This window comes from Microcoleus harperi Pol14_C6, from assembly GCF_036701295.1.
Lineage (GTDB): Bacteria > Cyanobacteriota > Cyanobacteriia > Cyanobacteriales > Microcoleaceae > Microcoleus.
Genome location: NZ_JAUBQN010000023.1, coordinates 35,368 through 62,317, shown reverse-complemented (window position 1 = coordinate 62,317; position 26,950 = coordinate 35,368). Strand labels below are relative to the sequence as shown.

Below are 26,950 nucleotides of genomic sequence, written 5' to 3'. Positions count from 1 at the left end.
GATAGATTTTCAGGGTGGATTGAGAAAGGCAGCTTTGCCAAAATTTAAAACTAGCAAAAATGCTTAACAGAAATAAGTTAAAAGCTATAAAGCTGAACCTCATGGTCGCGACAGCAAAATCCCCAAAATAATAGGTAAAATTGATGGCGACAGACATCCGACACGAGCCGGAAAACGGCTACCACTCAGAACCAACTCAGCCTTCCCCAACAGAAAATCTTAGTAGGCGATCGCCCATGCGCCTCCAGAGAAGCCTGAGTTCTATTGAAACCTGGGGCTTTGGTCTGAGCGGTCATATCGCATGGGTAACAATTGCACCACCAATGTACGCAGCTCTGGGCCCAAATGCAATTTTCGTCTGGCTGCCCGCGGTGCTATTGGGGGTAATGCTGAACCTGCAAGTGAAACGCTTAGGGGAACATTGGCCAGAAATGTCCGGGGGAACACCCAACTATATCACCAGGCTACTGAGGAACTATCCCTCTCTGGGTCGGTATGCGGCGTTCGGTTACTTTCTGAGTTGGGTAGTATATCCATCAGTGAATGCGATCGTCATCACAGACCTCATCCAAGCTAACCTGGAACCCTTGGGTATTTCGTGTCCCAGAACAATTCTCATAGTTGGATTCACACTGATCGCTTATATTGTGGCATTTAGTGGCACTCGCGCTCTAGGAATACTGCACGCATTTTTCGTGTTCCCAGCAATTGGATTTTTACTGGTGTTTGGCATTCAAGGGATGGGATGGTTAGCTTTATCTCCAGAGAGTCCCGGACTTTTCCCCAGCAGTTGGCCAAGCTTAACCTTTGTGGACTGGGCTAAGTGGTCATGCTTCGCGATCTACGGTACTTGCGCGTGCGAAACCGCTTCCTCCTTTGTCGCCGACAGCCGTCGTCCCAGTGAAACTTTGCGGTTTCTAAACTTAGCTGCAGCGCTAATTGTACCCATATTTCTAGCCAACTCCTGGGTACTAATGCGCTTAGCCACCGCTGAAGGACTGGGGGAAGACTCGTTTAAGAATTTATTAGCAGCCGCCGTACCATTTTGGGGCCCGTCAGCTTCATTAATCGTGACACTGTTGCTGGCTTCAAGCTGTTTTCTAGCTTGTGCCACTGCAGTTTCTAACTCTCCCCGAATTTTGTACCAACTCGCTCTTGATGGATATGTTGCACCCGTTTTTGCGATCGTTTCCCGACGAGGTGTTCTGCAACCGGGCTTGATATTTTGCGTTTTAATTAATTTGATCGGTTTACTTTGGATAGATATAACTCGGCTATTGGTGATTGGTTGTGTTGCCTTCATCGTAATGTTGATGTCACTCTATCTCGGACTGTGGCTGCGGCGAGGATCCCCACAAGTGCGATGGCCTTGGTTGGCATTAGGCTTTTTGATTTTTGATGGTGTGGTGTTGCTGGTTGGAGGCTTAGCTTGGAGCCGGCAAGATGTGCTGATTGGGTTGCTGTTTCCTGTGGTTATTTTCGTAGTGGATGCGGCTATCCGTCGCATTCCCTTTGCACCGTTTCATCCAGAATGGTGGATTCAGCGTTATCGGCAACAGCGCAAGAGCTTGATACCAGATTTTGTGGCGTTTCAGGTTCTAGTTGCGATTTTACTGATTTGTAGCGCCGTTACGATCGGGTGGTTGTTTGGTATCCCCTTAGAGGCTAACTCAAGTCTTGCCTCTAATCTTTTGGTAGTGCTAGTCTTGAGTATCACCTTTGTAGGGGTAGCCGTTGCCTGTTGGACGAGCATATCCCAGGTTGTCTTAATGGACGAGGCACGAGAGGGAGCAGAACAGCTTTTTACCATTGCCCTAGATGCTATTGTAGTGCTCGATGAAAAAGGTGTAATTCGTCAGACTAATCCCGCTGCTGAAAGCGTCTTCGGAATAGATATTACAAGGCTAATTGGGTCTTACCTAAACAAATTACTACCCGGATTAGGGGATCAGCCAGAGCAGTGGCTCAGTCGCAGCGAACAAACCCTCAACTTACCAGATGGAAACTCGCGCATCCTCGAAGTTGCCATCTCAAACCGATTCTCTCAACAAGCTTCTCTTTCCAATCAGGATCTCCAAGAATATGTGGCGATCGTGCGCGATATCACCGATCGCAAGCAAGCCCAAGAAGCACTGCAAAAAGCTAATGAGGAACTAGAAATCAAAGTCAAGGAGCGTACATCTGAAATCACCCATACTGTGCAGCAATTGCAAAATGAGATTGAAGAGCGCCAGCGGATAGAAGCAAATCTCAGAGCTATGCAAAATCAAATTGTTGTCCAAGAAAAACTAGCTTCTCTGGGCAGTTTAACCGCAGGGATTGCCCACGAAATCAGAAACCCCTTAAACTTTGTCAACAATTTCTCAGAACTTTCTGCGGAATTAACAGAAGAACTGTTTGAAAAAATTGAAAATCAAGCAGAACGTTTAGATCCTGAAACCAGTGAGGATATTGCCGAGCTACTAACCGATCTCACAGCTAATCTTAAAAAAATCAATCAACACGGTCAAAGAGCAGACAAAATCGTTGGCAATATGCTTTTGCATTCGAGGGGACAAAGCGGTCACTGGGAAGCTACAGATATAAATAGTTTATTAGCCGAATATATCAATCTAGCCTATCACGGGATGCGAGCGAAGGAAGCTGCTTTTAACATTACCATAGACACCGACTATGACAAAGACATTGGCGAAGTAGAGGTCGTGCCACAAGATATCGGTAGGGTTTTTCTTAACATTATTAGCAATGCTTGCTATGCAGCTTATAAAAAGCAGCAAGAAATCGGACAAGAATTTTCACCGCTGCTTGACGTGAGAACTCGAAATCTTGGTGACGCGATTGAAATCCGCATTCGCGATAATGGCTCAGGTATAAAACCAGAGGTACTCGATAAAATTTTCAATCCCTTTTTTACTACAAAACCACCAGCCGAAGGTACTGGTCTAGGTCTGTCTATAAGTCAGGATGTTATCGTCCAGCAACACCGAGGAGAACTCAAAGTCGAAACAGAAGTTGGAAATTACACAGAGTTTGTAATCATATTGCCCCAAAAAAGTAGCAGAAATTAAGGAGTTCAAAAAATGAAAGTAATGGTTGTAGACGACGAAGAAGATATCCAGTCACTGTTCAAGCAGAAATTTAGGAAAGAAATCAAAGCCGGGCAAATTCAATTTCATTTTTGCCTGTCCGCAGAGGCAGCTTTGAACTACTTAGGAAACCAGGATGAAGCGTCTATTGTATTGATTTTATCGGATATTAATATGCCAGGAATGAATGGGCTAGAACTGCTCAGGATTCTCAAAGAAAAGTTTCCAGATTTAAAAGTTTTTATGATTACGGCTTATGGAGATGAGAGAAATTACCAAACGGCAATGGCTTATGGAGCTGATGACTATATTACTAAGCCTGTTAATTTTGAGACACTCAAAAATAAAATACTCAATTTGGAGTAAACTCACAAGGAAACATATTGGGTAATTGGTAATGGGTAATTCCTAATTAAAAGGAGTACCTCAGTCGACTTAAAATTGCTCGATTGCATTTTCCTTCTGTGCTTCTGGAGCGCTAATTTTTTATGAGTTTTAATAGTCACTGAAACATTAATATGTCAGCAAAAATACTGTTTGTGGATGATGAACTAGATTTAGAATCTCTAATTTCCCAGAGATTTAGAAAAAAAATACGCGCCGAAAAATGGCAGCTTTTTTTTGCCCATAATGGCGTACAAGCGCTGGGAAAATTGAAAGAACGCCTGGATATAGATATAGTAGTGACCGACCTTAATATGCCTGAAATGGATGGTCTGACTTTACTCTCTCAAATTAATCAGATAAACCTCCCCCTCAAAACAATAGTTATATCAGCCTATAGCGACATAAAAAATATAAGAAATGCGATGAACTTCGGTGCTTTTGACTTTCTAACCAAGCCGATAGATTTTCAGGATTTAGAAATTACCCTCAACAAAACCCTGCACGAGGTGCAACAGTTAAAAGAAAATCAGCGCTTGCGGGAGTCAGAAGCTCGCGCTAGAGAAGAAGCTCAGCATTTACAGAACTGTATGCAAGACCTACAAAAGACCCAAGCTCAACTGATTCAGACCGCAAAAATGTCTTCTTTAGGTCAAGTGGTTGCGGGGATTGCCCATGAAATCAACAACCCCGTCAATTTTATCTACGGCAATATCAGCCACGTCAGTGATTATATTCAAGACCTACTCCACCTGCTGCATCTCTATCAGCAGCAGTACACTCCTCCCAGTTCGGAGATTCAAACTGAAATCGAAGCCATAGATTTGGAATTTCTGATAGCAGATTTACCCGCAATTCTGGCTTCGATGAAAGGGGGTGTTGACCGCATTCAGAAGATTGTTTTGTCTTTGCGTAACTTCTCAAGGTTGGATGAAGCTCACATAAAGCCTGTTGACATTCACGAGGGGATAAAAAGCAGCCTGATGATTTTGCAGAATCGACTTCACACAAGGGCAGGGCGTCCAGAGATTCAAGTGATAGAGGACTACAGCGCTCTGCCTTTAGTCGAATGCTATGCTGCTGAAGTAAACCAGGTGTTTATCAACATCCTTTCTAATGCGATTGATGCTTTGAAGGAGTACAACAAACAACGGTCACTAGAGGACATCCGCGCTTGCCCGCTGGCCATTACTATTCGCACTTTTCTGCTAGAGGAAAAATCCCGTGTCGTCATTCAAATTCTGGATAATGGGCCGGGAATGACCGCCCAGGTGAAAGACCGTATTTTTGAACCATTTTTTACTACTAAGCCTGTAGGTGAGGGTACTGGTTTGGGTCTCTATATCAGCTACCAAATTGTACAGGAGAAGCATGGGGGCGCATTGAAGTGTTTTTCAGAGGTGGGGCAGGGAACAGAGTTCTGGATTGAAATTCCAATCAGACAAACGAGGGCGACACTCAACCTTAGCTAATCCATCGACTTTTACCAAACTCAGAGCCTATTCTAGCCATCCGGTTTGCCCTTGCAGAAACCAGCCTTTTCATTACTCCTGAAATAATCTATAATAGGACGTAAAGTAGATAAAAATTACTCGTCGGATAAGTTAATGAATCCCAGGAGTTCAAAAAATGTCGTTTACAACCGAAATGGCTCTCAAGATGCCAGCTAAAATATTATTTGTGGATGACGAGCCAGATTTAGAAACTTTAATTTGCCAGAAATTTAGACAAAAGATCCGCACAGGAGAATACCAAGTTTTTTTTGCACACAATGGTGTAGAAGCGCTTTCAACGTTGCGAGAGCAGCCGGATATAGATATTATACTGACAGACATTAATATGCCAGTCATGGATGGCATGGCTTTGCTCGCGAAACTTAACGAGCTAGTTACTCTGGTCAAAACAGTAGTTATATCTGCCTATGGCGACTTGGGAAATATCAGAAAGGCAATGAACGGCGGGGCCTTTGACTTTTTGATTAAGCCAATAAATTTTCAGGATTTAGAAATTACAATTAACAAAACTTTATGCCATGTGCAACAGCTAAAGGACAACGAGCGCTCCCGCCAAGAAAGAGAGGAGAAATTGCGGCAATCGGAGGCGCGAGAGCGAGAAAAAGCCATCGAACTAGAACTGGCACTGCACAATTTACAGCGCACCCAGTCTCAGCTTATTCAGACTGAGAAAATGTCGAGCTTAGGACAACTAATTGCAGGTATTGCCCACGAAATTAATAATCCCGTTAACTTCATCTATGGCAACTTAACTTATGTCGCGGATTACACTCATCAGCTATTGAGTTTAATCACGCTTTACCAGCAGCACGATGCCGATAAATACCCTGAAATCGAAGCTTTAATTGAGCAAATAGAGCTGGAATTTATCAAAGAGGATATGCCTAAAATGCTGTCTTCGATGCAATTGGGGGCAGAACGTATCCGTCAGATTGTGGTGACGTTGCGGAACTTCTCGCGCCTAGACGAAGCTGAGATGAAACCCGTTAATATTCATGAGGGAATCGATAGCTCTCTAGTAATTTTGCAGAGTCAGCTCAAGGCTAAGCCGAATTCTTCGTCTATTCAAGTTATTAAAGAATACGGAGATTTGCCACAAATAGAATGTTATGCCTGTCAGTTGAATCAGGTATTTATGAACCTCTTGAGCAATGCCATTTATGCCTTGAATCATTATGATAAAAAAGGCAGCCCGGAGCAAATTAAAAACGAGCCTAGAACGATTACGATTGCTACTTCTATGCTGAATCGCGAATGGGTAAGAATCAGTTTTAAAGATAATGGATCGGGGATGACAAGCGATGTAATAAATCGGTTGTTTAATCCTTTCTTCACAACTAAACCTCTGGGTGATGGCACTGGCTTGGGATTATCGATAAGCTATCAGATTGTGGTGGAGAAGCACGGCGGAGATTTGAAGTGTTTTTCGCAGCCAGATCAAGGTGCAGAATTTGTGATTGAGATTCCCATTAACCACAGCGCTCGGGTACAGATGAAGGCGAGTTAAGGGTAATTAAATAAAAATCAGGGTAAACTCTGGTAAAATCTAATATCGCGATCGCACTTCCCTAATTTTTCTGTAATTTCTGAAGTCTCCCACACACCGAAGGACCTAGCTGAAGCCGTCAATAGTAGATTTTGAGGGATTTGTCAACTTGTCAGTGTCCCGGACTGGTTAAGGTGAGGCGTGAGGGCGCAAGCACGCCTTCACCATGTGCCAGTTGCGTCAGTTTTGAACTAATGACTAATGATTACCTTCCTCCGACTACAACATTTTTAATCCGGAGATGGGGGCCGCCGACACTTACGGGCAAACCACTCTGGCCGCCTTTACCACAACCGCCGTAGGCATAAACCGAGTCGTTTCCTATAGACTCAATATCCTTTAAAGTCTGAAATACATTGCCACTTAAAGTGACATCGCTCACCGGTTCGGCTAATTTGCCGTCGCGAATCATGAACCCTTGAGCCGCGGCAAAGGTAAACATTTCGCCGTTGGTTTGTCCTCCCAACATCCGCACTGCATAAACTCCTTCGTCAATGTCGGCAACCATTTCGTCAAAAGAATTTTCCCCAGACTCGATCGCAGTATTAGTCATCCGCACCAAAGGCATAAAAGTAGCGCTCAGAGCCCGGGCATTTCCCGTCGGACTTTCGCCCATTTTGCCGGCAGTCTCGCGATTGTGCATCCGAGCCGCTAAAACTCCATTTTTAATTAAATGCTTGCACTGAGCCGGCACGCCTTCGTCGTCGTATTTCAAAGTTCCCGGCAATCCCGGCACAGTTGCGTCGTCTATTACATTCAATTGTTCGATCGCCACAGGCTTGCCCAAAGTCAACAATTCCTGCATTTTCGGGTTTTCGTAAATGCCGTCTGCTTCCGACAAATGACCGAAAGCTTCGTGAATAAACACCCCCGACAAATAAGGGTCTAAAATCACCGGATACTGACCGCCTTTCACCGATTTAGCCTCTAGTTGGCCCACAGCTCGAACGGCCGCACTTTTAACACGATCTTCAATATTTGTCAACACATCGTAATCCGATCGCGAGTGAATCGACTCAAACCCTTGGCGGACGACACCGCCCTCGCCGCGGGCGATCGCTCCGAAACGGCCAGTCACGTCCAAGCGCTCTTGAGCGATGCAAGTACCTTGAGAATTCACAAAATAAGTAATCCCAAATCTGTCGCTATAACCTGCCATTGTCGTCTGAATTCGCGGGTCATAATCTAACAGCAACTGATTGTAAGATTCGAGCAATTTCCGCTTTTCGGCTAGAGTAATAGAGCGCGGGTCGCGACCCAATTCCACCGCTACATAATCTTGAATTGGGGTGACATCTGCTAGTAGAGTTTTTTCGCTGCCAACCAAACGAGACTGCACTACAGCTTCTTCAATGCGGTCTTTTAACTCATCTAAACCGTTAAAAGTTACAAAACTCCAGCCACCTTTGTGACAGGCGCGGATGCCGCCGGCGAGACTAAAACTGCGGTTGACAGCATCTAACTGAGGGCCGCGAAAACTAATCGCAGTTGACTCGCTTTGTTCGAGGCGAACTTCTAGATAATCCACGCGATCGCGGTAAGGTGCGATCGCTTCCATCAACTGTTCTTGCATCAAATTGCCCCTATGAATGATTAGCCGTAGCGCTGAAAAAAATTATTGCTAACCTTATTTTAGCTAATAACTTCCGTCTTTCGGGGCGCGCGCTCCCCCACCGCTGTGGTGCGGGAGCATGGCGCGCCCTACCCGATAAATGACGAGTCGCCAGAAGCGGATAGGGGTAGCACCCTATCCGCTGCGAGGATTTGACGAGTGGAAAATACGGCCTTGAAATATAAAATTCAAATGCACAACAGCTTAGAAAACAACAAACTCGCGCCCGCTTGCCAAAAGCCCGGTATCCCCAAAAGCTTGCCTTTGTCTAGAGAAGGCAAACTAAACTAAATCTATCTAAAGACGTAAAAAAATACCTTAACCCCCGGCAGATGGCATACTTTAAGGTTAAAAAATTCCAAATTTCACCGTATATAGCAGCTATTTCGGCATCAATAGCAATTTTGGTCGGAGTTGGCATTCTAGATCGATCGGAACAGCGGCGGTTTTTTCACTACAACCGCGCTAGCACCCTCGAGCGGCTCAGCACAGTCCGTTCTAAGCTTGAAGGCGCTTTGAATTCCCGGCTGTTTTTGATGCGGGGTTTGGGGGCTTACCTTTCAAATAACCCCAACATCACCGAAGCCGAGTTTACAGCGACGGCGAGAATTCTGGTGGCACAGCAACCGGGCATTCGCGCCATAACTTTAGTTAAAGGCACGACGGTCGCTTACATTTATCCACGGGAGGGAAATGAAGCGGTGATCGGGGTTGACTTGACGGCGCTACCCGAACAGCGGCAAATGGTCAAAGAGGTCATCAATACCAGAAAAACTTTACTTGCCGGGCCCGTGAAATTATTGGAGGGGGACGAGACGTTCATCAGCCGATCGCCGATTTTTCTCACACCCTCCGGCGCCGAGGCTGAAACAGGAGTTTACTGGGGCTTGACAGGTCTGATCATCGACAAAAATTCCCTGATTGAGGAAGCAGGACTCAACGACTCCTCAGCGAAGCTCCAATACGCTCTGCGGGGCAAAGACGGGAAGGGAGCATCCGGTCCTGTGTTTTTCGGTGACGGGTCAATTTTTCAGCACAATCCCGTGCTGCTGGAAGTGACTTTGCCCAACGGTTCCTGGCAGTTGGCAGCAATTCCGGCGGGAGGATGGCCTGCGAATTCGCCGTTTCGGGGCTGGCTGCTTTTTGGAGGCGGCTTGCTGGCACTTTTGACGGGGGTCGCAGTTTTTAGCTGGGTGTACGGTCGTGCGAAACTGCGTTCCAGCGAAGTTAAGTACCGGCAATTAGTTGAAAATTCTAACAGCATGATTGTGCAGTTAGACAGTGAAGGCAAGATTACTTTTTTTAACGAGTTTGCTGAAACTTTTTTCGGGTATTCAGAAGCAGAAATCATCGGCAAAAGTGCGATCGGCACAATTATACCCAAAACTAATTTATTTGAAAGTGACCTGGCGACAAAGATTCGAGACTGTTTGGCACAGCCGCAAAAATACTTCCAAAATGAAAATGAAAACATCCGCAGCAATGGAGAAAGGGTGTGGATAGCGTGGACAAATAAACCTTTACTAGATGCGAAGGGAAATGTGGCAGGACTGCTTTGTATCGGGACGGATATTAGCGATCGCAAACAAGCTGAAATCGCCCTCCAAGCTTCTGAATCGGAACTTCTAGCTTTGTTCGCTGCCATGAACGACGTAATTTTTGTCATTGATATTGAGGGACGTTATCAGAAAATTGCGCCCACAAATCCCGAACTTTTATACAAACCGCCGGCGGAACTTATAAACAAAACTCTGCACGATATCCTGCCACCAGCAACAGCAGATTTTTTCCTCAGTCAAATTCAACTTACTGCCGATACAAAACAAACCCATTCCATAGAATACAGCCTGCAAATTGACCACCAAGAAGTTTGGTTTGTCGCTAACATTTCTCCAATGCAGGAAAACACTGTTATTTGGATGGCACGCGACATTACGGAGCGCAAGCAAGCTGAAAATTGGTTAACCGGTCAGAAACAAATTTTAGAAATGATTGCTAAGGGCGCAACTCTTGGCGCTACTTTAAATACTTTAGTTAAAATTATCGAGCAGCAATCTAGAGATGTCATGGGTTCGATATTGCTTCTAGCTCCAGATGGCGAACATTTACTGCACGGAGCCGCGCCCAGTTTGCCCGACAGTTACAATGCTGCTATTCATGGCATAGCCATCGGCCCGGATGTCGGTTCCTGCGGCACTGCTGCCTTTAGTCGCCAACAGGTGATCGTTACAGATATTGCCAGCGATCCTTTGTGGAAAAATTTTCGAGATTTAGCCTTGAGTTTTGGACTGAGAGCTTGCTTGTCTACTCCTATTTTCTCCTCTCAGGGTCAACTTTTGGGAACTTTTGGAATGTATTATTCCCAACCGCGTAGCCCCCATTTTTTTGAGCTGCAATTGATAGAGGCGATCGTAAACTTAGCAGGAATTGCGATCGAAAGCAAACAGGCAGAAGAAAGTCTCAAACAGCTCAATCAGGAACTAGAAAATAGAGTCAAAGATAGAACTGCTCAATTGATGCAAACTGAAGAACGCTGGCAGTTAGCACTCAAAGGCAACAATGACGGCATTTGGGACTGGAACTTGCAAACAGGGGAACTTTTTGTGTCGGAGCGATTTAAGCAAATCACTGGTTACGAAGATAGTGAAATTAGTGATTACAATAACAAATGGAAGACGAGTTTACATCCAGATGATTTAGCAATTTCTCAGCAAATACTTCAAGAACACTTGGATAGAAAAACGCCGCATTACATCACCGAATACCGGTTGTGGTGCTACAACAATGCCTACAAATGGATATTGAGTCGGGGACAAGCTTTGTGGGACGCCTCTGGAAAAGCAGTCCGCATGGTTGGTTCAATTACTGACATTACGGAGCGCAAACAAGCAGAGGAAGCACTGCGGGAAAGCGAGGCAAGATTCCAAAAGCTGTCTGCTAATTTGCCGGGAATCATTTATCAATGTTTGTTGCGTGCAGATGGCTCTGTTACCTTCCCTTACATGAGTCCTGGTTCCCTAGAAATGTTTGAGTTAGAACCAGAAGCTGTTCTGCAAAATTCGGCTTTGCTAACAGATTTGGTTCATCCCGACGACCGCCCAACTTACTACGAATCTGTTGCTATTTCAGCGCAAACTTTGCAACCTTGGCAGTGGGAAGGACGGCTGGTGCTGCCTTCGGGCAAGCTTCGCTGGTTTCAGTCAATTTCGCGGCCTGAATCTAAAGAAAATGGCGATATTCTTTGGGACGGGATCACCGTTGATGTTACGGATCGCAAACAAGCTGAATTAGCTTTGCAAGAAAGTCAGCAGTTTATTCAAAAAGTAGCATCAGCTACTCCCGGTATTTTGTATCTCTACGACTTGGAAGAACAGCGAAATATCTACGCTAATACTTCAGTTTTTGGGCTTTTGGGCTATACATTTGACGACCTTACCTCGATGGATTCGTCACTGATGCATCAGTTAGTACACCCTGAAGATTTGCCAAAAATTATCAAACATCACGCCAGCTTTGTAGGAGTTAAAGATGGCGAAATTAGGGAAATTGAATACCGGATGCGGGGGGCAGGTGGTCAGTTTTTGTGGCTGCAAAGCCGGGATACTATTTTTAGCAGAAATGTTGACGGTCAGGCTAAGGTAATAATTGGATTTTGCCAGGATACTACGACTCGCAAGCAAGCAGAGGAAGCACTGCGAAAAAGTGAGGCGCGAGAAAGAGAAAAAGCTCGAGATTTAGAGTCAGCGCTCTTGGAATTGCGCTCTACTCAAACTCAGCTCATTCAAACTGAAAAGATGTCTTCTTTGGGGCAATTAGTTGCAGGGATCGCTCACGAAATTAATAATCCCGTTAACTTCATTCACGCTAACATTGATTATCTCAACCAGTATACAAAACAGTTACTCGATCTGGTGACTATTTACGAGCATGAGTATCCCGAACCTAATTCAAAAATTCTCGCTCGCATAGAAGAGATTGATTTGGGTTTCATGGCTGAGGATTTAAGAAAAATTATGGGTTCAATGCAGGTAGGAACCGAGCGCATCCGGCAAATTGTGTTGTCCCTCAGAAATTTCTCGCGCCTCGACGAATCGGCAATGAAGCCGGTTGATATTCACGCGGGAATTGAGAGTACATTGTTAATTTTGCAGCACCGCTTGAAGAGTCGAGACAGCCGCCCGGAAATTGAAGTAATTAAGGATTTTGGAAAACTGCCACTTGTGGAGTGCTATGCGAGCCAACTTAATCAGGTATTTATGAATATTATTGCTAATGGAATTGATGCTATTGAAGAACGATATCATCAGTTATCGGTTCCACAATCAGAGACAAAGAGTGGACGAATTGCTATTTCCACGGGTGTAACTCCGCAGAAAACTATTAGGGTAGAAATTTCGGACAACGGTACGGGCATTCGCGATGAGATAGTTGATAGAATTTTTAACCCGTTTTTTACTACGAAAGCTGTGGGAAAAGGTACGGGGCTGGGAATGTCTATCGCGCACTCGATTGTGGTGGAAAAGCACAAGGGTAAGATTGACTGTATTTCATCCATAGGATGCGGAACGACTTTTAAGATTGAGATTCCGCTCGACTAAGTGCATGAATAGTAGGGTGCGTCAGTCGATTTTAGATTTTAGATTTTAGAATTCAATCCACAGTGGTAGAGTACGTCAGTCGATTTTAGATTTTAGATTTTAGATTTTAAATTTTAGAATTCAATCCACAGCGGTAGAGGACGTCAGTCGATTTTAGATTTTCAGGCGCGGGCGTCGAGTCATAAGCTGAGGCACCCTACAAGTATTAGCAGTTACTGATTTTCAGGCGTGGCCTTTGGAGTCATAAGGTGACGGACCCTACAAGTTAACGACTAAAATAGATTGAAGCTGCTAAGGAAGCGGTGCTGCATCAAACCTTTAATTGTATAAAAATTGACATGATGGGATTAATCCTGGAAGCGCTGCAAGCAATGGGACACAATGTCCGGTGGATGTCTTGGAATTTGTTTTTGGCTTTAGTACCGCTGGGTCTTAGTTTTTGGCTGTTCCGCAAACCTCGATCGCCCTGGCTGCTGTGGGGTACGGCCTTTCTCCTGGGCGCTACTTTTTTGCCCAGTACGCGCCATGTTTTGGGTTATCTGAAGCATATTGTGCAAGATGTGGGCAAAACTTACGTTTTGGGCGCGATCGCCATTACACTGGCACTGATGGCTTTAGACATCTGGGTACTGCGGCAGCGCGGAGTTCGCTCTCTCCGCTGGTGGGGCGGTTTTTTCTGGTTTATCGGATTTTTGCCTAATGCGCCCTACGTTTTAACTGATATCATTCACCTGATCCGCCAGATTAAAGAGGGGAACTCGGTGTGGACTGTGGCTCTAGCTTTGATTCCGCAGTATCTGGCGTTTATGCTGGCAGGGTTTGGGGCTTACGTGCTGTCGGTGATGAATTTGGGTTACTATTTGAAGCAACAGGGTTGGAGTAAATTTATCCTGGCAACGGAGATAACTATACACGCACTTTCGGCGATCGGCATTTACTTAGGGCGATTTATCCGCTTCAACACTTGGGACATTCTTACTAACCCCGATGCGCTAGTTAACACAGTAATGAACGATTTGATAGGCAAGCGTCCGGTCTTAGTCATGGCGGTAACTTTTGTAGTAATTGCTGTTTTGTATTGGCTAATGAAACAAGTAATTTTAGGAATTAGCCAACGATTTTACAGCAGTAAATTGCAGTCGGACTTGGCCGGCGATCGCGCAACTTCTTCCAGCTAGAGCAATGTGAGATTTGAGATTAAATAATTGATTCAACAGATGAATCTAAAAGCTTGAAGTAAGTTTCTAAGCTTTTTCTGTCCACCAGTTAACTCGGAAGAAAAGTTTCCGTTTGTGGGTGAGACAAATTTTTTTCGCGAAAGTCCGAAATAAATTACTGCTGCATTTTGTCACCAGACTTGATATGTTAGAACAGTCAAAGTAGTTTTGTAAACAGCAAAGATGAATCGATTTGACCGTCAGTTGTGGCAGAGATTTATTGCCATCGCTCAACCTTACTTTTATCCTTTAGAGCCTGGAGGTGGCAGAATCTTTTTAGGATTAGTAGTGCTGTTGTTGATATTTCTGTTCGCTGCGATGTTTGTGGCTGTCAGTGTTATTAGTTTGGTTGCTCAAGTCTTTTTTCCAGAGGCTTTTAACGGGGTTGCGGCTGGCTTAGCTACTTTAATCAAAGAAATTATCTACTCGCCGACAATTGCGATCGTTGGTTTAATGCTAATCCTCCCGCTGGCTGCTTTTGTCTTTTTTAGAAGCAAGTTGATACCGCGCTGGAAGCAGTGGATAATGTTAGCTCTGCTGCTATTTTTGTCGCTGTCTGTTAGCGGAATTAACGTAGTCATTAGCTATATTAGTAATTTTTTCACGACAGCGCTGGCTGAAAAAGATCAAATTACTTTTTGGCGGTTTATGTGGGTTTATGCTGGAGTTTTTATTATCGGTACCCCGATAGTTGTTATTTACGGGTATACCCAAGATAAACTGGGATTGTACTGGCGAGAGTGGATGACTGATAGTTTCCTAGGTAGTTACTTGCAAAACCGCGCTTATTACGAAATCAATTCTCAGAAGGAAATCGACAATCCCGACCAGCGCGTTGCGGAAGATATCAAATCTTTCACTAGCACAAGTTTAGAGTTTTTGCTGCTTATCTTGGGAGCAGTTATCGATATTATTTCTTTTACAGGCATTCTCTGGTCTATTTCCAAAGCTCTTTCGCTCGGGCTAATTATTTATGCTGTCTTTGGCACGACAGTCATGGTGATTTTTGGCAAAAGGTTGATATTTTTGTACTTCAATCAGCTCTCCAAAGAGGCTGACTTTCGCTATGGATTGGTTCACATTCGGGACAATGCAGAATCTATTGCTTTTTACCGGGGAGAAGCACAGGAATCTATTCAGGTGAAACACCGCTTTTTACAAGCTGTTCGGAACTTTAATTTGCTAATTGGTTGGCAGCGAAATCTGGGATATTTTAGAGTTGGCTATAGATATGCAACTTATATTATCCCTTCTTTATTCCTGGCTTCTATCTACTTTGCAGGTGAGATCCGATACGGTGATATTACTCAAGCTGAATTTGCTTTTCGTCAGGTTTCCGATGCCTTTTCTTTGGTTGTATATAGGATTGAAAGCTTGAGTTTGTTTGCAGCGGGAATTAATCGTTTAGCCACGTTTAATGACTCTATAAAAAATCAAAAAACTGCTGTACAACTAGACTTCAGAACAATCGATACAGTTATAAGTTCGCAATTGACACTGGAACACGTTACTTTAGATACTCCCAAGCATCAAAAGACTTTGATTAGCGATTTGTCGGTAGCAGTGCAGCCCGGTGAAGGACTGTTAATTGTCGGCCAAAGCGGTGCTGGGAAGAGTTCTTTGCTGCGGGCAATTGCGGGTTTGTGGGAATCGGGAACGGGCAGTTTGGCGCGGCCGGAATTGGGGGAAATGCTGTTTTTGCCGCAGCGTCCTTATATGATTTTGGGTAGTTTGCGATCGCAACTTCTGTATCCCAACACCAGCAGCGAGGTTGATGAGGAAAAATTGCGTCGCGTTTTGGCATCAGTAAACTTAGCAGATTTGCCGGACAGATTGGGCGGCTTTGATGCTGATTTAGATTGGGGTGAGATTTTGTCGCTGGGAGAACAGCAGCGTTTAGCTTTTGCTAGATTGTTATTGACAGAACCGCGATATGCTATTTTGGATGAGGCGACAAGTGCTTTGGATTTGAAGAACGAGCAACATTTATACGAGCAGTTGCAAGCTACTAAAACTACTTTTGTGAGTGTCGGTCACAGAATGAGTTTGTTGCAATATCACCAGCAGGTTTTGGAACTTTTGGGCGATGGAGATTGGCGACTGGTTTCGACGGAAGAATACCACGCTAGTACGAAGGTTTTTAGCTGATACAGCACTGCTTTCAGGGATTGTATATTTACCCGGTTGTGGGTGCGCGGTGGGTGGAGGCGCGGTTGAAAATTTATAGTTGGGTTCTGCAGAGGAATCGCCGCGGCTCCACCAACCCTATAACAGGTTCTACTAAAGTTGTATTCTTTTTTTGAAGTGGTATCACGATCGATAATTGGTATAAATATCTAAAACTGCCCAAACAAAAAGCAAGCTGAACTTTGGGGGATTCGATTTAATTGCTCGCCCGCGAGAACTCACAGAATATAATGGAAGATAGATTTTTAGTATAGGCGAGATTCTTACCTTGACTACTCCGATTCCTCAAAGCTTTGTGCAAACGATCGCTAAGGAGCGCGGCGTCACAGATGCCGAGTTAGAAACAGTCTTTATGGCTCTCGACGGTCAATCTACGGCGACAATTGCAACCAAGCTTGGCATTAGCGACATCGCGGTTCGCAAAAGACTCGGCGAAGTTTACAAAAAGTTTCATATCGGGGGGAACGGCCCTGGAAAGCTTTCGGAATTGAGGCATCAGTTGCTGTTTTCATACCACACCGATCAGGGAACGAGCGATTTTAGTCGAGGTAAAGGCTCTCTATTGAAGATGGCGATTGGACACCGACAGGAAGATTGGGGCCAAGCGCCGGATGTTTCGGTTTTTTACGGACGGACTGAAGAATTAACTACTTTAAAGCAGTGGATTTTATCAGATAATTGTCGCCTAGTAGCGCTGCTGGGTTTGGCTGGTAGCGGCAAAACAACTCTGTCAGTGCAGTTGGCAAAACAGGTACAGAATGAGTTTGATTTTGTGATTTGGCGATCGCTGCGATCGACACCAGCACCATCCGACTTCCTAGGAAGCTTAATTCAACTTTTTTCTAATCAACAAAAACCCGATGTGCCGTTAGCCGAGCCCTCGAAGAGGATCGACCTCAACAGCAAAATTTCGCGATTGGTCGAGTATCTGCGGAAACACCGCTGTCTGGTAATTTTAGACGATTTTGAAGCGGTTCTCAGACCAGAAGAATTAGCGGGACACTACCGGGAAGGCTACGAAGGATATCGAGATTTAATCGTGCGGCTGTGTGAGGTCAATCACAATAGCTGTTTACTGCTAGTTAGTTCGGAAGAACCTACGGAACTGGCTTTGCTGGCGGGAGAAAAAGTGCGGTCTTTAAAACCTGCTATTTCCGAGGAAATAGCCATGGAAATTTTCCAAGAAAAAGGTTTGTTGCCTCAAGATCAAGAGTTGGAAATCTTGTTATCTCGGTACGGAGGCAATTTGTTAGCATTAAAGATTGTAGCGACAACAATTAATGAGTTTTTCGAGGGGAATGTTTTAAAGCTTTTGGAAGCAACGGCTTTATTTATTGAAGAACATATCAGCAACTTGCTGGCGCAGCAGTTCGATAGAATATCGAGTTCAGAACAAGATATTGCCTACTGGATTGCTATTGCTCAAAGCCCGATTTCCCTGCCAACTTTACGAGAGCAGATGTTCGTCAATTCATCGTTTTCAGATTTGCTAAAAAATCTCGATTCTTTGGGTCGTCGCTCGCTGATTGACAAAATCAGTGAGGGCGGGGAAACTTTTTTTATGCTTCAGCCTTTGATCGTGCAATATGTTACCGACAGATTAGTTGAGCAGATTCGCTCAGAGGTTTTGGAGACAGTTAAGACGCAAGGAAGAGAAAGAATGCGACTGTTGAAAACTCACAACTTGAGCATCAACATTGCTAAACGGAAAGGCCATAAAGGCGAACCAAGTAGCTCTATTTTAGCATTAGTAAAAAATCGGTTGCAAGTTTTGTTTGTCAAGACGACAGGCTCTGAAGAACCGCTAAATATCTTGAATAAAGTTGTCTCGGATCTGGAGGATGAATCGATTCTTGAGGTGGGATATGCTAGGCAGAATCTTGCACAGATTATTTCAGAAATTCAGCGATAAGAAAAAAGCGATCGCCCTTTGACAAAAGCGATCGCCCAATTTTCAACACAAATAGAGTTCGATAAAATTATTTGACAATTCCAAAAACCGATGCAGATTCAGAGCCTCTGATTTTGCCCAAAGTCGGGGCTTTTTGAGCTTGAGCAATTTTGGGAACCAAAATTTGATTCGCATAAATCCGAGGATTTTGTTGAGCAATTTGGATGTAAGATTGGCGGACTTCTGCGTTGACTGCGACCGTCTTGGCATCGTAGACTTGCATCGCCATGTTGGGATAAAAACCAATGCCGACAATTGGTATCAAAAAGCAAAAGGCGATCGCCACTTCCCGAGGTTTAGCATCAATAAACGGTGCATCACCCGGCAAAACGCAACTATTACCAAAACAAACCGCTTCATCCAGATTTTTTCTCTGATTCTGCAAATTTAGATCCTCAAGGTCGCAAGCCGCTAGTGTCCCACAGTTGTAAAATAACTGTCGCAGCATCGAGAGCAAATAAATCGGCGTCAAAATCAGTCCCACTGCTGCCAGGAACACTGTCACCGCGCGGAAAGAACCGCTGTACATATCGCTAGTTGCTAGGCCCACAAACACTGATAGTTCGCTAGCAAAACCGCTCATGCCGGGGAGTGCCAAGGATGCCATCGCGCCTGCGGTAAACAAGGCAAACACTTTCGGCATGACTTTTCCAATCTCGCCCATCTCGTCCATGATCATGGTATGGGTGCGATCGTAAGTAACGCCAGCCAGGAAAAACAATACTGAGGCGATTAAACCGTGGGAAATCATTTGCAACAGCGCCCCGTTGATTCCCAAATCCGTGAAGGAAGCAATACCCAACAACACGAATCCCATGTGAGAAATCGACGAATTCGCTAAGCGGCGCTTCATGTTCGATTGACCGAAGGAATTCAGCGCGCCGTAAATAATGTTGACCACGCCGAGCACCGCCATAATCGGTGCAAAGTAAACGTGTGCTTGGGGAAGAAGTTCCAAGTTCAGCCGAATCAGCCCGTATCCGCCCATTTTCAGCAATACGCCGGCCAGAATCATCGACACAGGAGAAGATGCTTCACCGTGGGCATCAGGTAGCCAAGTGTGGAAGGGGAAAATCGCCAGTTTCACACCGAAGGCAATTAACAATCCCGCATAAAGCAGTAATTCTAAACCCAGTGGGTAGTCCTTTAAGCCAAGTTCTACCATGTCGAAGGTGGGAGTGCCTCCGCCGTAGAATGCCATTGCTAAGGCAGCTATCAAAATAAAGATGGAAGCGCCTGCGGTATAAATCAAGAATTTGGTAGCTGCGTAGCGGCGGTTTTGTCCGCCCCAAATCGAGATGAGGAGGTACACCGGAATTAGTTCTAATTCCCAGACAATGAACAGCAGCATGATGTCTTGGGCTACGAAAACTCCTATTTGTGCCGAGTACATCACCAGCATCAGGAAGTAGAAGAGTCGTGGCTTGCGATCGACTTCCCAGGCAGCAAAAATAGATAGAGTCGTCACCAATCCCGCCAAAAGTACCAGCGGAACTGACAGTCCGTCAACGGAAACAGACCAGTTGAGACCTAAGGAAGGTATCCAGGAATATTGTTCTACGATTTGGAAACTAGAGATGCTTGGATCGTAATGAGTCCAAAACACCCAGCACATTAATACAAAATCTGCAATGCCTACGCCTAGGGCATACCAGCGCACTGTTTTGCCGTCTGTATCGGGCAGAAAAGGGATGGCCAGGGAAGCTACGAGGGGTAGGATGACAATTGCGGTCAGCCAAGGAAATTGATCCGCTATCATGATAGTGAGAAAAAATACTTAGTTGGAAGTTACCAAGATTATAATACTAAATTTAATCAAAAATTAAGATTTGTAAATTAATCTTTTTTTTAGAAAGATGGGGAGTACATCAGCTACACAATTTGCTGCAAAAGTCAAGAAGTTTTTCAATTATTTAGTTCTTAGTTGCTGCTTAGCGGTTGACAATTACCGATGACCGCTTACCCTGTTGTCATGCAGTGCCAAACTGTGGTAAGCATTCAGATCGATCGAGATAAAGTCAAGAGTTGTTCGGCAAAAGCTTCAATTAAAGGGAGATACGCTAATTGCGAGATCCATTTTTCCGGTATACCAGATTCTCCGTAAAAAGCCCCCGCCAACTGTCCGTAAACCGCACCAGTTGTATCCGCGTCCTCGCCCAAATTCACAGCCAACAAACAGCCTTCAGCAAAAGAAGAACTGTTGTAAAACGCCCAAAGCGCCGCCTCCAAAGACTTGACAACATAACCAGTACCTTTGATTTCAGGAGGTTGTCGCAATTTAAAAGAACCCGCCGCAATCTCATCAATCTCTGCTACCAGCGGATTTTCTGCCCAATATCCCGAAATCGGACAATATCTTTCCGAAAGCAACACATCTTTAGCAACTCCATTCACAGCCCCCGCAATTAAAGCACCAAAATAACGGCAAGCATCCACACAAGTAACAGCAGCGTGAGTAGTTCTCGAACTTTCTCCAGATTTTTCTATGGCTTCCAAAGGATTTGTAGCATAAAACAAAGGCACGGGAGCCAAGCGCATAATCGAACCATTGCCAGCAGTCTGAGCATCGGTAAAACCGCAGTAAGGTTTTCTTGTATCTTCAAACTTCCAAAGTGCTTGTTGAACCGTATTGCCAATATCAAAACATTTACCTGTGCTGCTCAAATGTCCGTCTCGCCACCACCTCAAATAAGTTTCTAACTGATGGACTGGATCGAAACTTTGTTTCTCAATCAAACTTTCAGCTAAACAAAGTGCCATCGAAGTATCGTCGGTCCACTCCCCCGGTTGCAGTCGAAACGGGCCGCCGCCCACCATATCGTTAATAGGCGCAAACGTTCCGGGGCGATGGAACTCTAAAGTTGTTCCGAGAGCATCCCCGACTGCTAAACCGAGAAGACTGCCGCGATAACGTTCTATTTTTTGCATATAGTAATGGGGAATGGGAAATGGGGAATTGGTAATGAGTTATTCAAGATTTATGCACCGATAGAAGAAACCGGGGTTTTTACCGAATCTGCAGGTTGCAACGAAGTATTTTTCTAAAAATAACTGGTTTCTAGACCCCCATGCGTAAGTCCTATAATTGTCTAAAGTGCGCGCAGAGTGCCCTGCTAATGACTAATGACTAATGACTAATGATTAATGACCACTCAGGCTAATATTGATGTTAACCTGTCCCTACCCGAGATCAAACTGTCCCATGACACCCGATGCCTCCGCCGCAGCCGCTGCTGCCGCCCCTCAATCAACACCTGAAGTCAGCTTAGAGTTGCAAGTCCGACTCAAGACAGAAGATGGACAGCTACTGTTGCTACTCCCCCCAGAAACTAATAGCGAACCCGCAACAGCCTCCGCTTCGACTTGGACTGAACTTTGGCAGCAGCTAAAAGTCAGGCTGAATGCAGGAGAACGCTTTTGGCAGCCAAACGCAGAAGTACAATTGATGGGGAGCGATCGACTTTTAGATATCCGCCAACTGCAAGAAATTGCTGATGCACTAGCCGAAGTGGAACTGCAACTCAAACGAGTCCACACCAGTCGCCGCCAAACCGCCGTTGCCGCAGCTACGGCAGGTTATTGTGTAGAACAGCAGCCTCCGGTTTCTTCCCTGAATAAAACCACTGGCGAAAAACCGCAATCGCTGGCGGAACCTTTATATTTGCAGATGACAGTGCGATCGGGCGTAGAAATTCGCCATCCGGGCACCGTCGTACTCTTGGGAGACGTAAATCCCGGCGGCTCAGTCATCGCCGGAGGCGATATCCTAGTTTGGGGCCGTTTGCGGGGAGTGGTGCACGCCGGTGCCGGTGGCAATACCAAAAGCGTGATTATGACCTTGCAGATGGAACCGATGGTGATTAGGATTGCTAAGTATGTTGCCAGAGGCCCAGAAACCTCACCCGCTCAGTTTTTCCCAGAAGTCGCCTATGTGACGCCTCAAGGGATTCGGATCGGTAGAGCCTCTGATTTTGACAAATCGCAGTTAGTCGGGGGTAATGAGTAATCGATAATGGGTCATTGGTAATGGGTAATTGGTAATTAGGAATTAGTAATGAGTAATTGGTAATACTATTTCTCTTTCAGCCTGCACTTGATAATTTTTGCCTAGGCTAAATCAGTCACTAAAAGACGATTTAAAATTTAAGTGCAAATTCATAGAGAATTAGTAAAACAAGGAGAGTTGTGAGTTTATGAAGTAGAGGGCAAGGCTTTCGCCGTGCCACTACGGTAGGGGAGCGCTCAGCGGGTGCCCTTCATAAACGTGGAATCTGCTGTTATTGAGTGAATTACAGATTGCTGCCAAATTACCAAAGAATAATTGCTAATTATCAACCAAGAATAAGATCAATTACCCATTACCAATTATCCATTACCATTCCCAATTACCAATTACTAATTCCCAATCACCAATTCCCAATAAATCTAAAATCGCTTATGGCTCGCATTATTGTTGTTACATCAGGGAAAGGCGGGGTAGGAAAAACCACGTCCACAGCCAATCTCGGCATGGCTTTAGCTAAGCGGGGGCGGAACGTTGCCGTAATTGATGCGGATTTCGGTCTCAGAAATTTAGACTTGCTGCTGGGCTTAGAAAATCGGATTGTTTACACGGCATTAGAAGTTCTCGCTGGAGAGTGCCGATTAGAGCAAGCTTTGGTGAAAGATAAGCGGCAGCCGCGCTTGGTGTTGTTGCCGGCTGCCCAAACTCGGATGAAAGATGCCATCAGCGCTGAGCAAATGAAGCAGCTTGTGGGAATGTTGGGAGCAAAATACGACTATATTTTGATCGACTCTCCTGCTGGAATTGAACAAGGTTTTCAAAATGCGATCGCGCCGGCTCAAGAAGGGATAATTGTCACCACTCCCGAAATCGCTGCTGTCCGCGATGCCGATCGAGTCATCGGTCTGCTGGAAGCCAACAACGTCAAGAAAATCAATCTAATCGTCAACCGGATCAGACCCGCAATGGTGCTGGCAAATGATATGATGTCGGTACAAGACGTGCGGGAAATCCTCGCCATTTCGCTCTTAGGCGTCGTTCCCGACGACGAGCGCGTCATCGTTTCCACCAACCGAGGCGAACCATTAGTATTGTCGGAAACGGCCTCTTTAGCTGGAACTGCCTTCGACAATATTGCCCGCCGCTTAGAAGGCGAAAAAGTTGATTTTCTAGATCTCCATCCCCGTCGGGAAAACTTCTTTACTCGCCTCCGCAAGTTCTTAAATACTAAAATTATGTGATGTGGTTATTGGCGATCGATCTTTAAAAGCAGCGACCGCATCACAAAAACTAGCCCAAATTTTCCCCAGTGACACCAGTTCCCAAAAAGAATGAAACTGTAGACCAGCTCCAAACCAGACGGGAATCAGTGATTCCCCAATCGAAAATCGAAAATCGAAAATCGAAAATGGTATGACTTTTTCTATGCCTAACCCTTGACAAACCAGCCCGACCCATGATACACACACTGCTCGAACGACTTTTCCCGCGCACCCCTGACAACAGCCGCGACGAGGTAAAACGGCGCCTCAAACTGGTTCTAGCCCACGACCGCTCAGAACTCAGCCCAGAAATGGTTGAGTCGATGCGCCGAGAAATTCTAGAGGTGGTGTCTCGCTACGTGGAAATCGATACCACCGGGTCTGAGTTCTCGCTGGAGAGCGACCAGCGGGCCACAGCACTGATTGCAAATCTCCCGATCCGGCGCGTCAGGCTGGAACATCCACCGGAGAATTTGCCCCAGAATTTGCCCCCAAATAGATCCGAAAATCGACCAGAATATGTACCGGAGTATGTAGTCGAAACTCTGCCCGACACTAGAGAGTGATAGGGATTGAGATTTTATTGTCAGGCAAAGAGTTCGATTCGAGCCGATCGCCATTTAAATTAAACTATCTCTCTAGAATTAAAATATTGTGGTGGGCACTCTTAGGTCGCCCAAAATATGCGATCTAAAAGAGAAAAAGTTTCTGATACCTAAAAACTCATGAAGTTAATTTTGATAACTCATCGCTCTTTCCAGAAAAGCTTGCGGGGACTGTTTTAATAACTAATCGCTCTTTCCAGAGGATCTTGTAACTGAAGTTCTAAGGGTCTGCCGGAGCGAATTTCTAAACCAGGTAACTCATGTTTAACTAACATTTTTTCGCGTGTTTCAGCACTTGGCAACGGCCAGAGTAGCCAGCGGCTGCCTAGGGAAAGAGTGCTTAAAGTGGCAGAGTTTTGAGTCAGCCAAATTATCGGCTGTTTCGGCCGATTCTCAACCGCATCTTCCCCAGCATTAACCGCCGCTAAAGTTTCCAAAACTACCCGGTTGCCCGAAACGATTCCAGTCCCGGCAGTCCAAAGTTTGACGTTTAACAGGCGCTTGCTAGCATAGAAGTAAAGAGACGCAGCTACAGTCACGGCTCGTTCAAATTCTTCTGGCTGCCACGCCGCAGCGCTGTCGAGAGCAATAATAATTTCTTGACCGCCGGCTGCAACTTCTAACTCTCTTACCCGTAGTTCTCCGTAGCGGGCGCTGGTGCGCCAGTGAATTAGGCGGGTGGGGTCTCCGTGGCGGTAAGGTCTCAGGTTGCGGGTGAGGCCTTCGGTAGCAGTTTGCGATCGACTGCGATTGTAAAATTGCGGGCTGTCTTCTTGACCGATGCGATCGATCAAAGGACAAGCGCTCAACGGCAAAACTTGTGGATACACAACCGCCACCGCTTTGACTGGGCGGCTGCGCCGGCACCAAAACAACCCTAAAGGTGCCGCCGTCCTCAAGTTTACCTCTTGCCACCGATAGACCCCGCGCTGCCGGACTTCTAAATAGTATGTATCTCTGTATATACTGTTAGGCTCTATGACTTCGATCGGGCGGACGACTGGTTCTCCCAATACAAACGGCAAGATGTCTACGACTTGCAATAGAGTCTTAGGTTGGCGGGCGCTATTTTCGATTTCTAGTTCGACGGTGATTCGATCGCCCGCACTCACCGGTTCGATCGGGCGGCGACGCACTTCCAAGGAACGGAGCGATTTTCCAGGCAAAACCGCCGCTACTCCCAACAGCGCCAAACCCCCACCGCTGAGCACGTACAGCCACCCAGACATTGTATTAGTCGCCGACCCAAAAAAGAAAACTGTCATCCCCAAAAGCAGCCAACCCGCGTAGGCAGGGGTAACAGCGCGATTCTCGAGCCAGTCGGCGATTTTGTGACCGATGTTCATAGGAGTTTAAATTGTTAATTACTCGATCGCCCCATCAAGCCTAATTGTAAAATAGTCTCAGCATTTAACACCGAATTAGCTGCGAGCGATAAGATTAGAAATCGGGCATTTTTTCGCAATAAATCTACATTGACTGGAGACAAAAAAATGAACCCATTAAACAATCCTACACCCCTTCGACCAGAGGCTCAAGCCCGCCGAACACCGCCCCCGCCCCCGCCCTTGGCTGCAACTCCCGCGCCGCCTCCTGCACCCGCGCCGAGTGCGCCCCCCCCGGCCCCGCAGCGGTCTTCTGTTGAGACACCCGTCAGTACGATCGAACAAATGGTCAGAGATGCCCATAGTGCCTCGGCTTCTGACATTCACATTCGAGTAGGTCAAGTACCTCGATTTCGGATTCGTGGCGTGATGCAAGTAGCAACCACCCACCCCAAAGTAACGCCAGAAATTTTTGAACAGTACCTAGCCGAAATTCTCACCCCCGAACAGCGAAAACAGTTTGCAACTACCAAGGAATTAGATTCAGCAATTTTTTACCCTGGCTTCGTGCGGTGTCGGCTAAACTGTTTTGAGTCCCTCAGCGGCGGTGCCATAGTATTGCGGTTGATCAGTTTGGAAATACCTACTATCGATTCCTTGAGGTTGCCAGAAGTTTTCAAAAGTATCATTTTGCGATCGCAGGGATTAATATTAGTTACGGGGCCTACCGGTTCGGGGAAATCGACAACCGTAGCTGCGATGATCGACCATCTCAATCAGATGGAGCAAAAGCACGTAGTTACCATTGAAGATCCGATCGAATTCATTCACCCTTCTAAAAAATGCTTGGTTAGCCAGCGGGAAGTCGGCTTGCATACCCACGAGTTTCAACAGGCTTTGCGGGCTGTTTTGCGGGAAGACCCCGATGTGATTCTGATCGGAGAAATGCGCGATCGCGTTACCATCAATACAGCGTTGCAAGCAGCTCAAACAGGTCACTTAGTATTGGGAACTCTCCACACTCGCAGTGCCATTAACGCTATTAACCGATTGTTGAACCTCTACCCACCCGAAGAACAACAGGCGATGCGGATTCAAATTTGTGATTCTTTAGTAGCGGTAATTGCTCAACTTTTGCTGCCAACTGTTGACAACCGTCGAGTAGCAGTTCACGATATTTTGGTGAATACACCTGCCATGCACGATTACTTGATGAAAGGTGCTGATGATGAAGCTTTCCGATTAATGGAACATGATACTTACGAAGGAATGCAGATTATCAACCAGGGTCTTTACAAACTGGTGCTTGAAGGCAGAGTGACGATCGAAGAAGCAGCAAAAACTTCTCCCGAAGCTAGCGATTTAGACCGCCGCTTGCGGACAGGAGGCTATGATGTTGGGGATGCTCGTGGCTTTGAAGGCAGCAAAAAAGAACGCATCGTTCGCGCCTAGTAGCAGCACACATACAGGGGTAGGCACTGCAGGACTACCCCACCCATCAAGTAGCAAGATTTTTAGCAGACGGAAATATTTGATTAAGGCTTTTGTGCGTATTTTTACTTAAAATTAAACTATATTTAGTAACCAAAAATACATTTTAGTGACAAAGTAAAATGCTATAACCAATGTCGAGTGTATTGTTAAGTTTTTTTAACCTAGA

At 45.5% G+C, this 26,950-nt stretch carries 16 protein-coding genes; 12 read left to right on the top strand and 4 right to left on the bottom strand.

The features are described 5' to 3' along the window. Positions 1–143 precede the first annotated feature (143 nt). The 4 genes from QUA27_RS16615 to QUA27_RS16600 all read left to right on the top strand — a co-directional run bounded on the left by QUA27_RS16615 (position 144) and on the right by QUA27_RS16600 (position 6,491). On the top strand, positions 144–3,068 hold the full coding sequence (locus QUA27_RS16615; protein WP_333069154.1) for an ATP-binding protein: 2,925 nt from the start codon (positions 144–146) through the stop codon (positions 3,066–3,068). A 12-nt stretch (positions 3,069–3,080) separates the two neighbouring features. Beyond that, the gene (locus QUA27_RS16610; protein WP_333069153.1) at positions 3,081–3,452 is read left to right on the top strand and encodes a response regulator; all 372 of its coding nucleotides are present in this window, start codon (positions 3,081–3,083) and stop codon (positions 3,450–3,452) included. A gap of 152 nt (positions 3,453–3,604) precedes the next feature. After that, complete coding sequence (locus QUA27_RS16605) at positions 3,605–4,942, top strand: hybrid sensor histidine kinase/response regulator (RefSeq protein ID WP_333069152.1); 1,338 nt, start codon at positions 3,605–3,607, stop codon at positions 4,940–4,942. Positions 4,943–5,099: 157 nt separating this feature from the next. After that, positions 5,100–6,491, top strand: coding sequence for a sensor histidine kinase (locus tag QUA27_RS16600; protein WP_333069151.1), 1,392 nt, complete (start codon positions 5,100–5,102; stop codon positions 6,489–6,491). A 244-nt stretch (positions 6,492–6,735) separates the two neighbouring features. On the opposite strand, the gene QUA27_RS16595 is transcribed toward QUA27_RS16600, so the two are convergent. Further along, a complete protein-coding gene (locus QUA27_RS16595) occupies positions 6,736–8,103 on the bottom strand; it encodes a TldD/PmbA family protein (RefSeq protein ID WP_333069150.1) in 1,368 nt (455 codons plus the stop codon). A gap of 371 nt (positions 8,104–8,474) precedes the next feature. Here QUA27_RS16595 and QUA27_RS16590 point away from each other — a divergent pair, with 371 nt between their 5' ends. The 4 genes from QUA27_RS16590 (at position 8,475) to QUA27_RS16575 (ending at position 18,056) form a co-directional block, all read left to right on the top strand. Continuing rightward, complete coding sequence (locus QUA27_RS16590; protein ID WP_333069149.1) at positions 8,475–12,740, top strand: PAS domain S-box protein; 4,266 nt, start codon at positions 8,475–8,477, stop codon at positions 12,738–12,740. 338 nt (positions 12,741–13,078) lie between these two features. Then, entirely contained in the window at positions 13,079–13,918 is an 840-nt protein-coding gene (locus tag QUA27_RS16585) for a DUF1361 domain-containing protein (protein ID WP_333069148.1), read from the top strand. A 222-nt stretch (positions 13,919–14,140) separates the two neighbouring features. After that, positions 14,141–16,105 carry an ABC transporter ATP-binding protein/permease gene (locus QUA27_RS16580; protein WP_333069147.1) on the top strand — a complete coding sequence of 655 codons (1,965 nt, stop codon included), beginning with the start codon at positions 14,141–14,143 and terminating at the stop codon, positions 16,103–16,105. 307 nt (positions 16,106–16,412) lie between these two features. Beyond that, the gene (locus tag QUA27_RS16575; protein WP_333069146.1) at positions 16,413–18,056 is read left to right on the top strand and encodes a helix-turn-helix transcriptional regulator; all 1,644 of its coding nucleotides are present in this window, start codon (positions 16,413–16,415) and stop codon (positions 18,054–18,056) included. A gap of 67 nt (positions 18,057–18,123) precedes the next feature. Here QUA27_RS16575 and QUA27_RS16570 read toward each other — a convergent pair whose 3' ends face one another. After that, a complete protein-coding gene (locus QUA27_RS16570) occupies positions 18,124–19,854 on the bottom strand; it encodes an NAD(P)H-quinone oxidoreductase subunit 4 (RefSeq protein ID WP_333069145.1) in 1,731 nt (576 codons plus the stop codon). 239 nt (positions 19,855–20,093) lie between these two features. Continuing rightward, positions 20,094–21,023, bottom strand: coding sequence for an ADP-ribosylglycohydrolase family protein (locus QUA27_RS16565; protein WP_333069144.1), 930 nt, complete (start codon positions 21,021–21,023; stop codon positions 20,094–20,096). Between the two features lie 274 nt (positions 21,024–21,297). Here QUA27_RS16565 and minC point away from each other — a divergent pair, with 274 nt between their 5' ends. The 3 genes from minC to minE all read left to right on the top strand — a co-directional run bounded on the left by minC (position 21,298) and on the right by minE (position 23,926). Continuing rightward, entirely contained in the window at positions 21,298–22,101 is an 804-nt protein-coding gene (gene minC / locus QUA27_RS16560; RefSeq protein ID WP_333069143.1) for a septum site-determining protein MinC, read from the top strand. Between the two features lie 431 nt (positions 22,102–22,532). Continuing rightward, entirely contained in the window at positions 22,533–23,339 is an 807-nt protein-coding gene (gene minD / locus QUA27_RS16555; RefSeq protein ID WP_333069142.1) for a septum site-determining protein MinD, read from the top strand. 215 nt (positions 23,340–23,554) lie between these two features. Next, on the top strand, positions 23,555–23,926 hold the full coding sequence (minE, locus tag QUA27_RS16550; protein ID WP_333069141.1) for a cell division topological specificity factor MinE: 372 nt from the start codon (positions 23,555–23,557) through the stop codon (positions 23,924–23,926). 215 nt (positions 23,927–24,141) lie between these two features. Here minE and QUA27_RS16545 read toward each other — a convergent pair whose 3' ends face one another. Further along, entirely contained in the window at positions 24,142–25,311 is a 1,170-nt protein-coding gene (locus QUA27_RS16545) for a DUF58 domain-containing protein (RefSeq protein WP_333069140.1), read from the bottom strand. 147 nt (positions 25,312–25,458) lie between these two features. Here QUA27_RS16545 and QUA27_RS16540 point away from each other — a divergent pair, with 147 nt between their 5' ends. Next, complete coding sequence (locus QUA27_RS16540) at positions 25,459–26,742, top strand: type IV pilus twitching motility protein PilT (protein ID WP_333069139.1); 1,284 nt, start codon at positions 25,459–25,461, stop codon at positions 26,740–26,742. Positions 26,743–26,950: the final 208 nt, after the last annotated feature.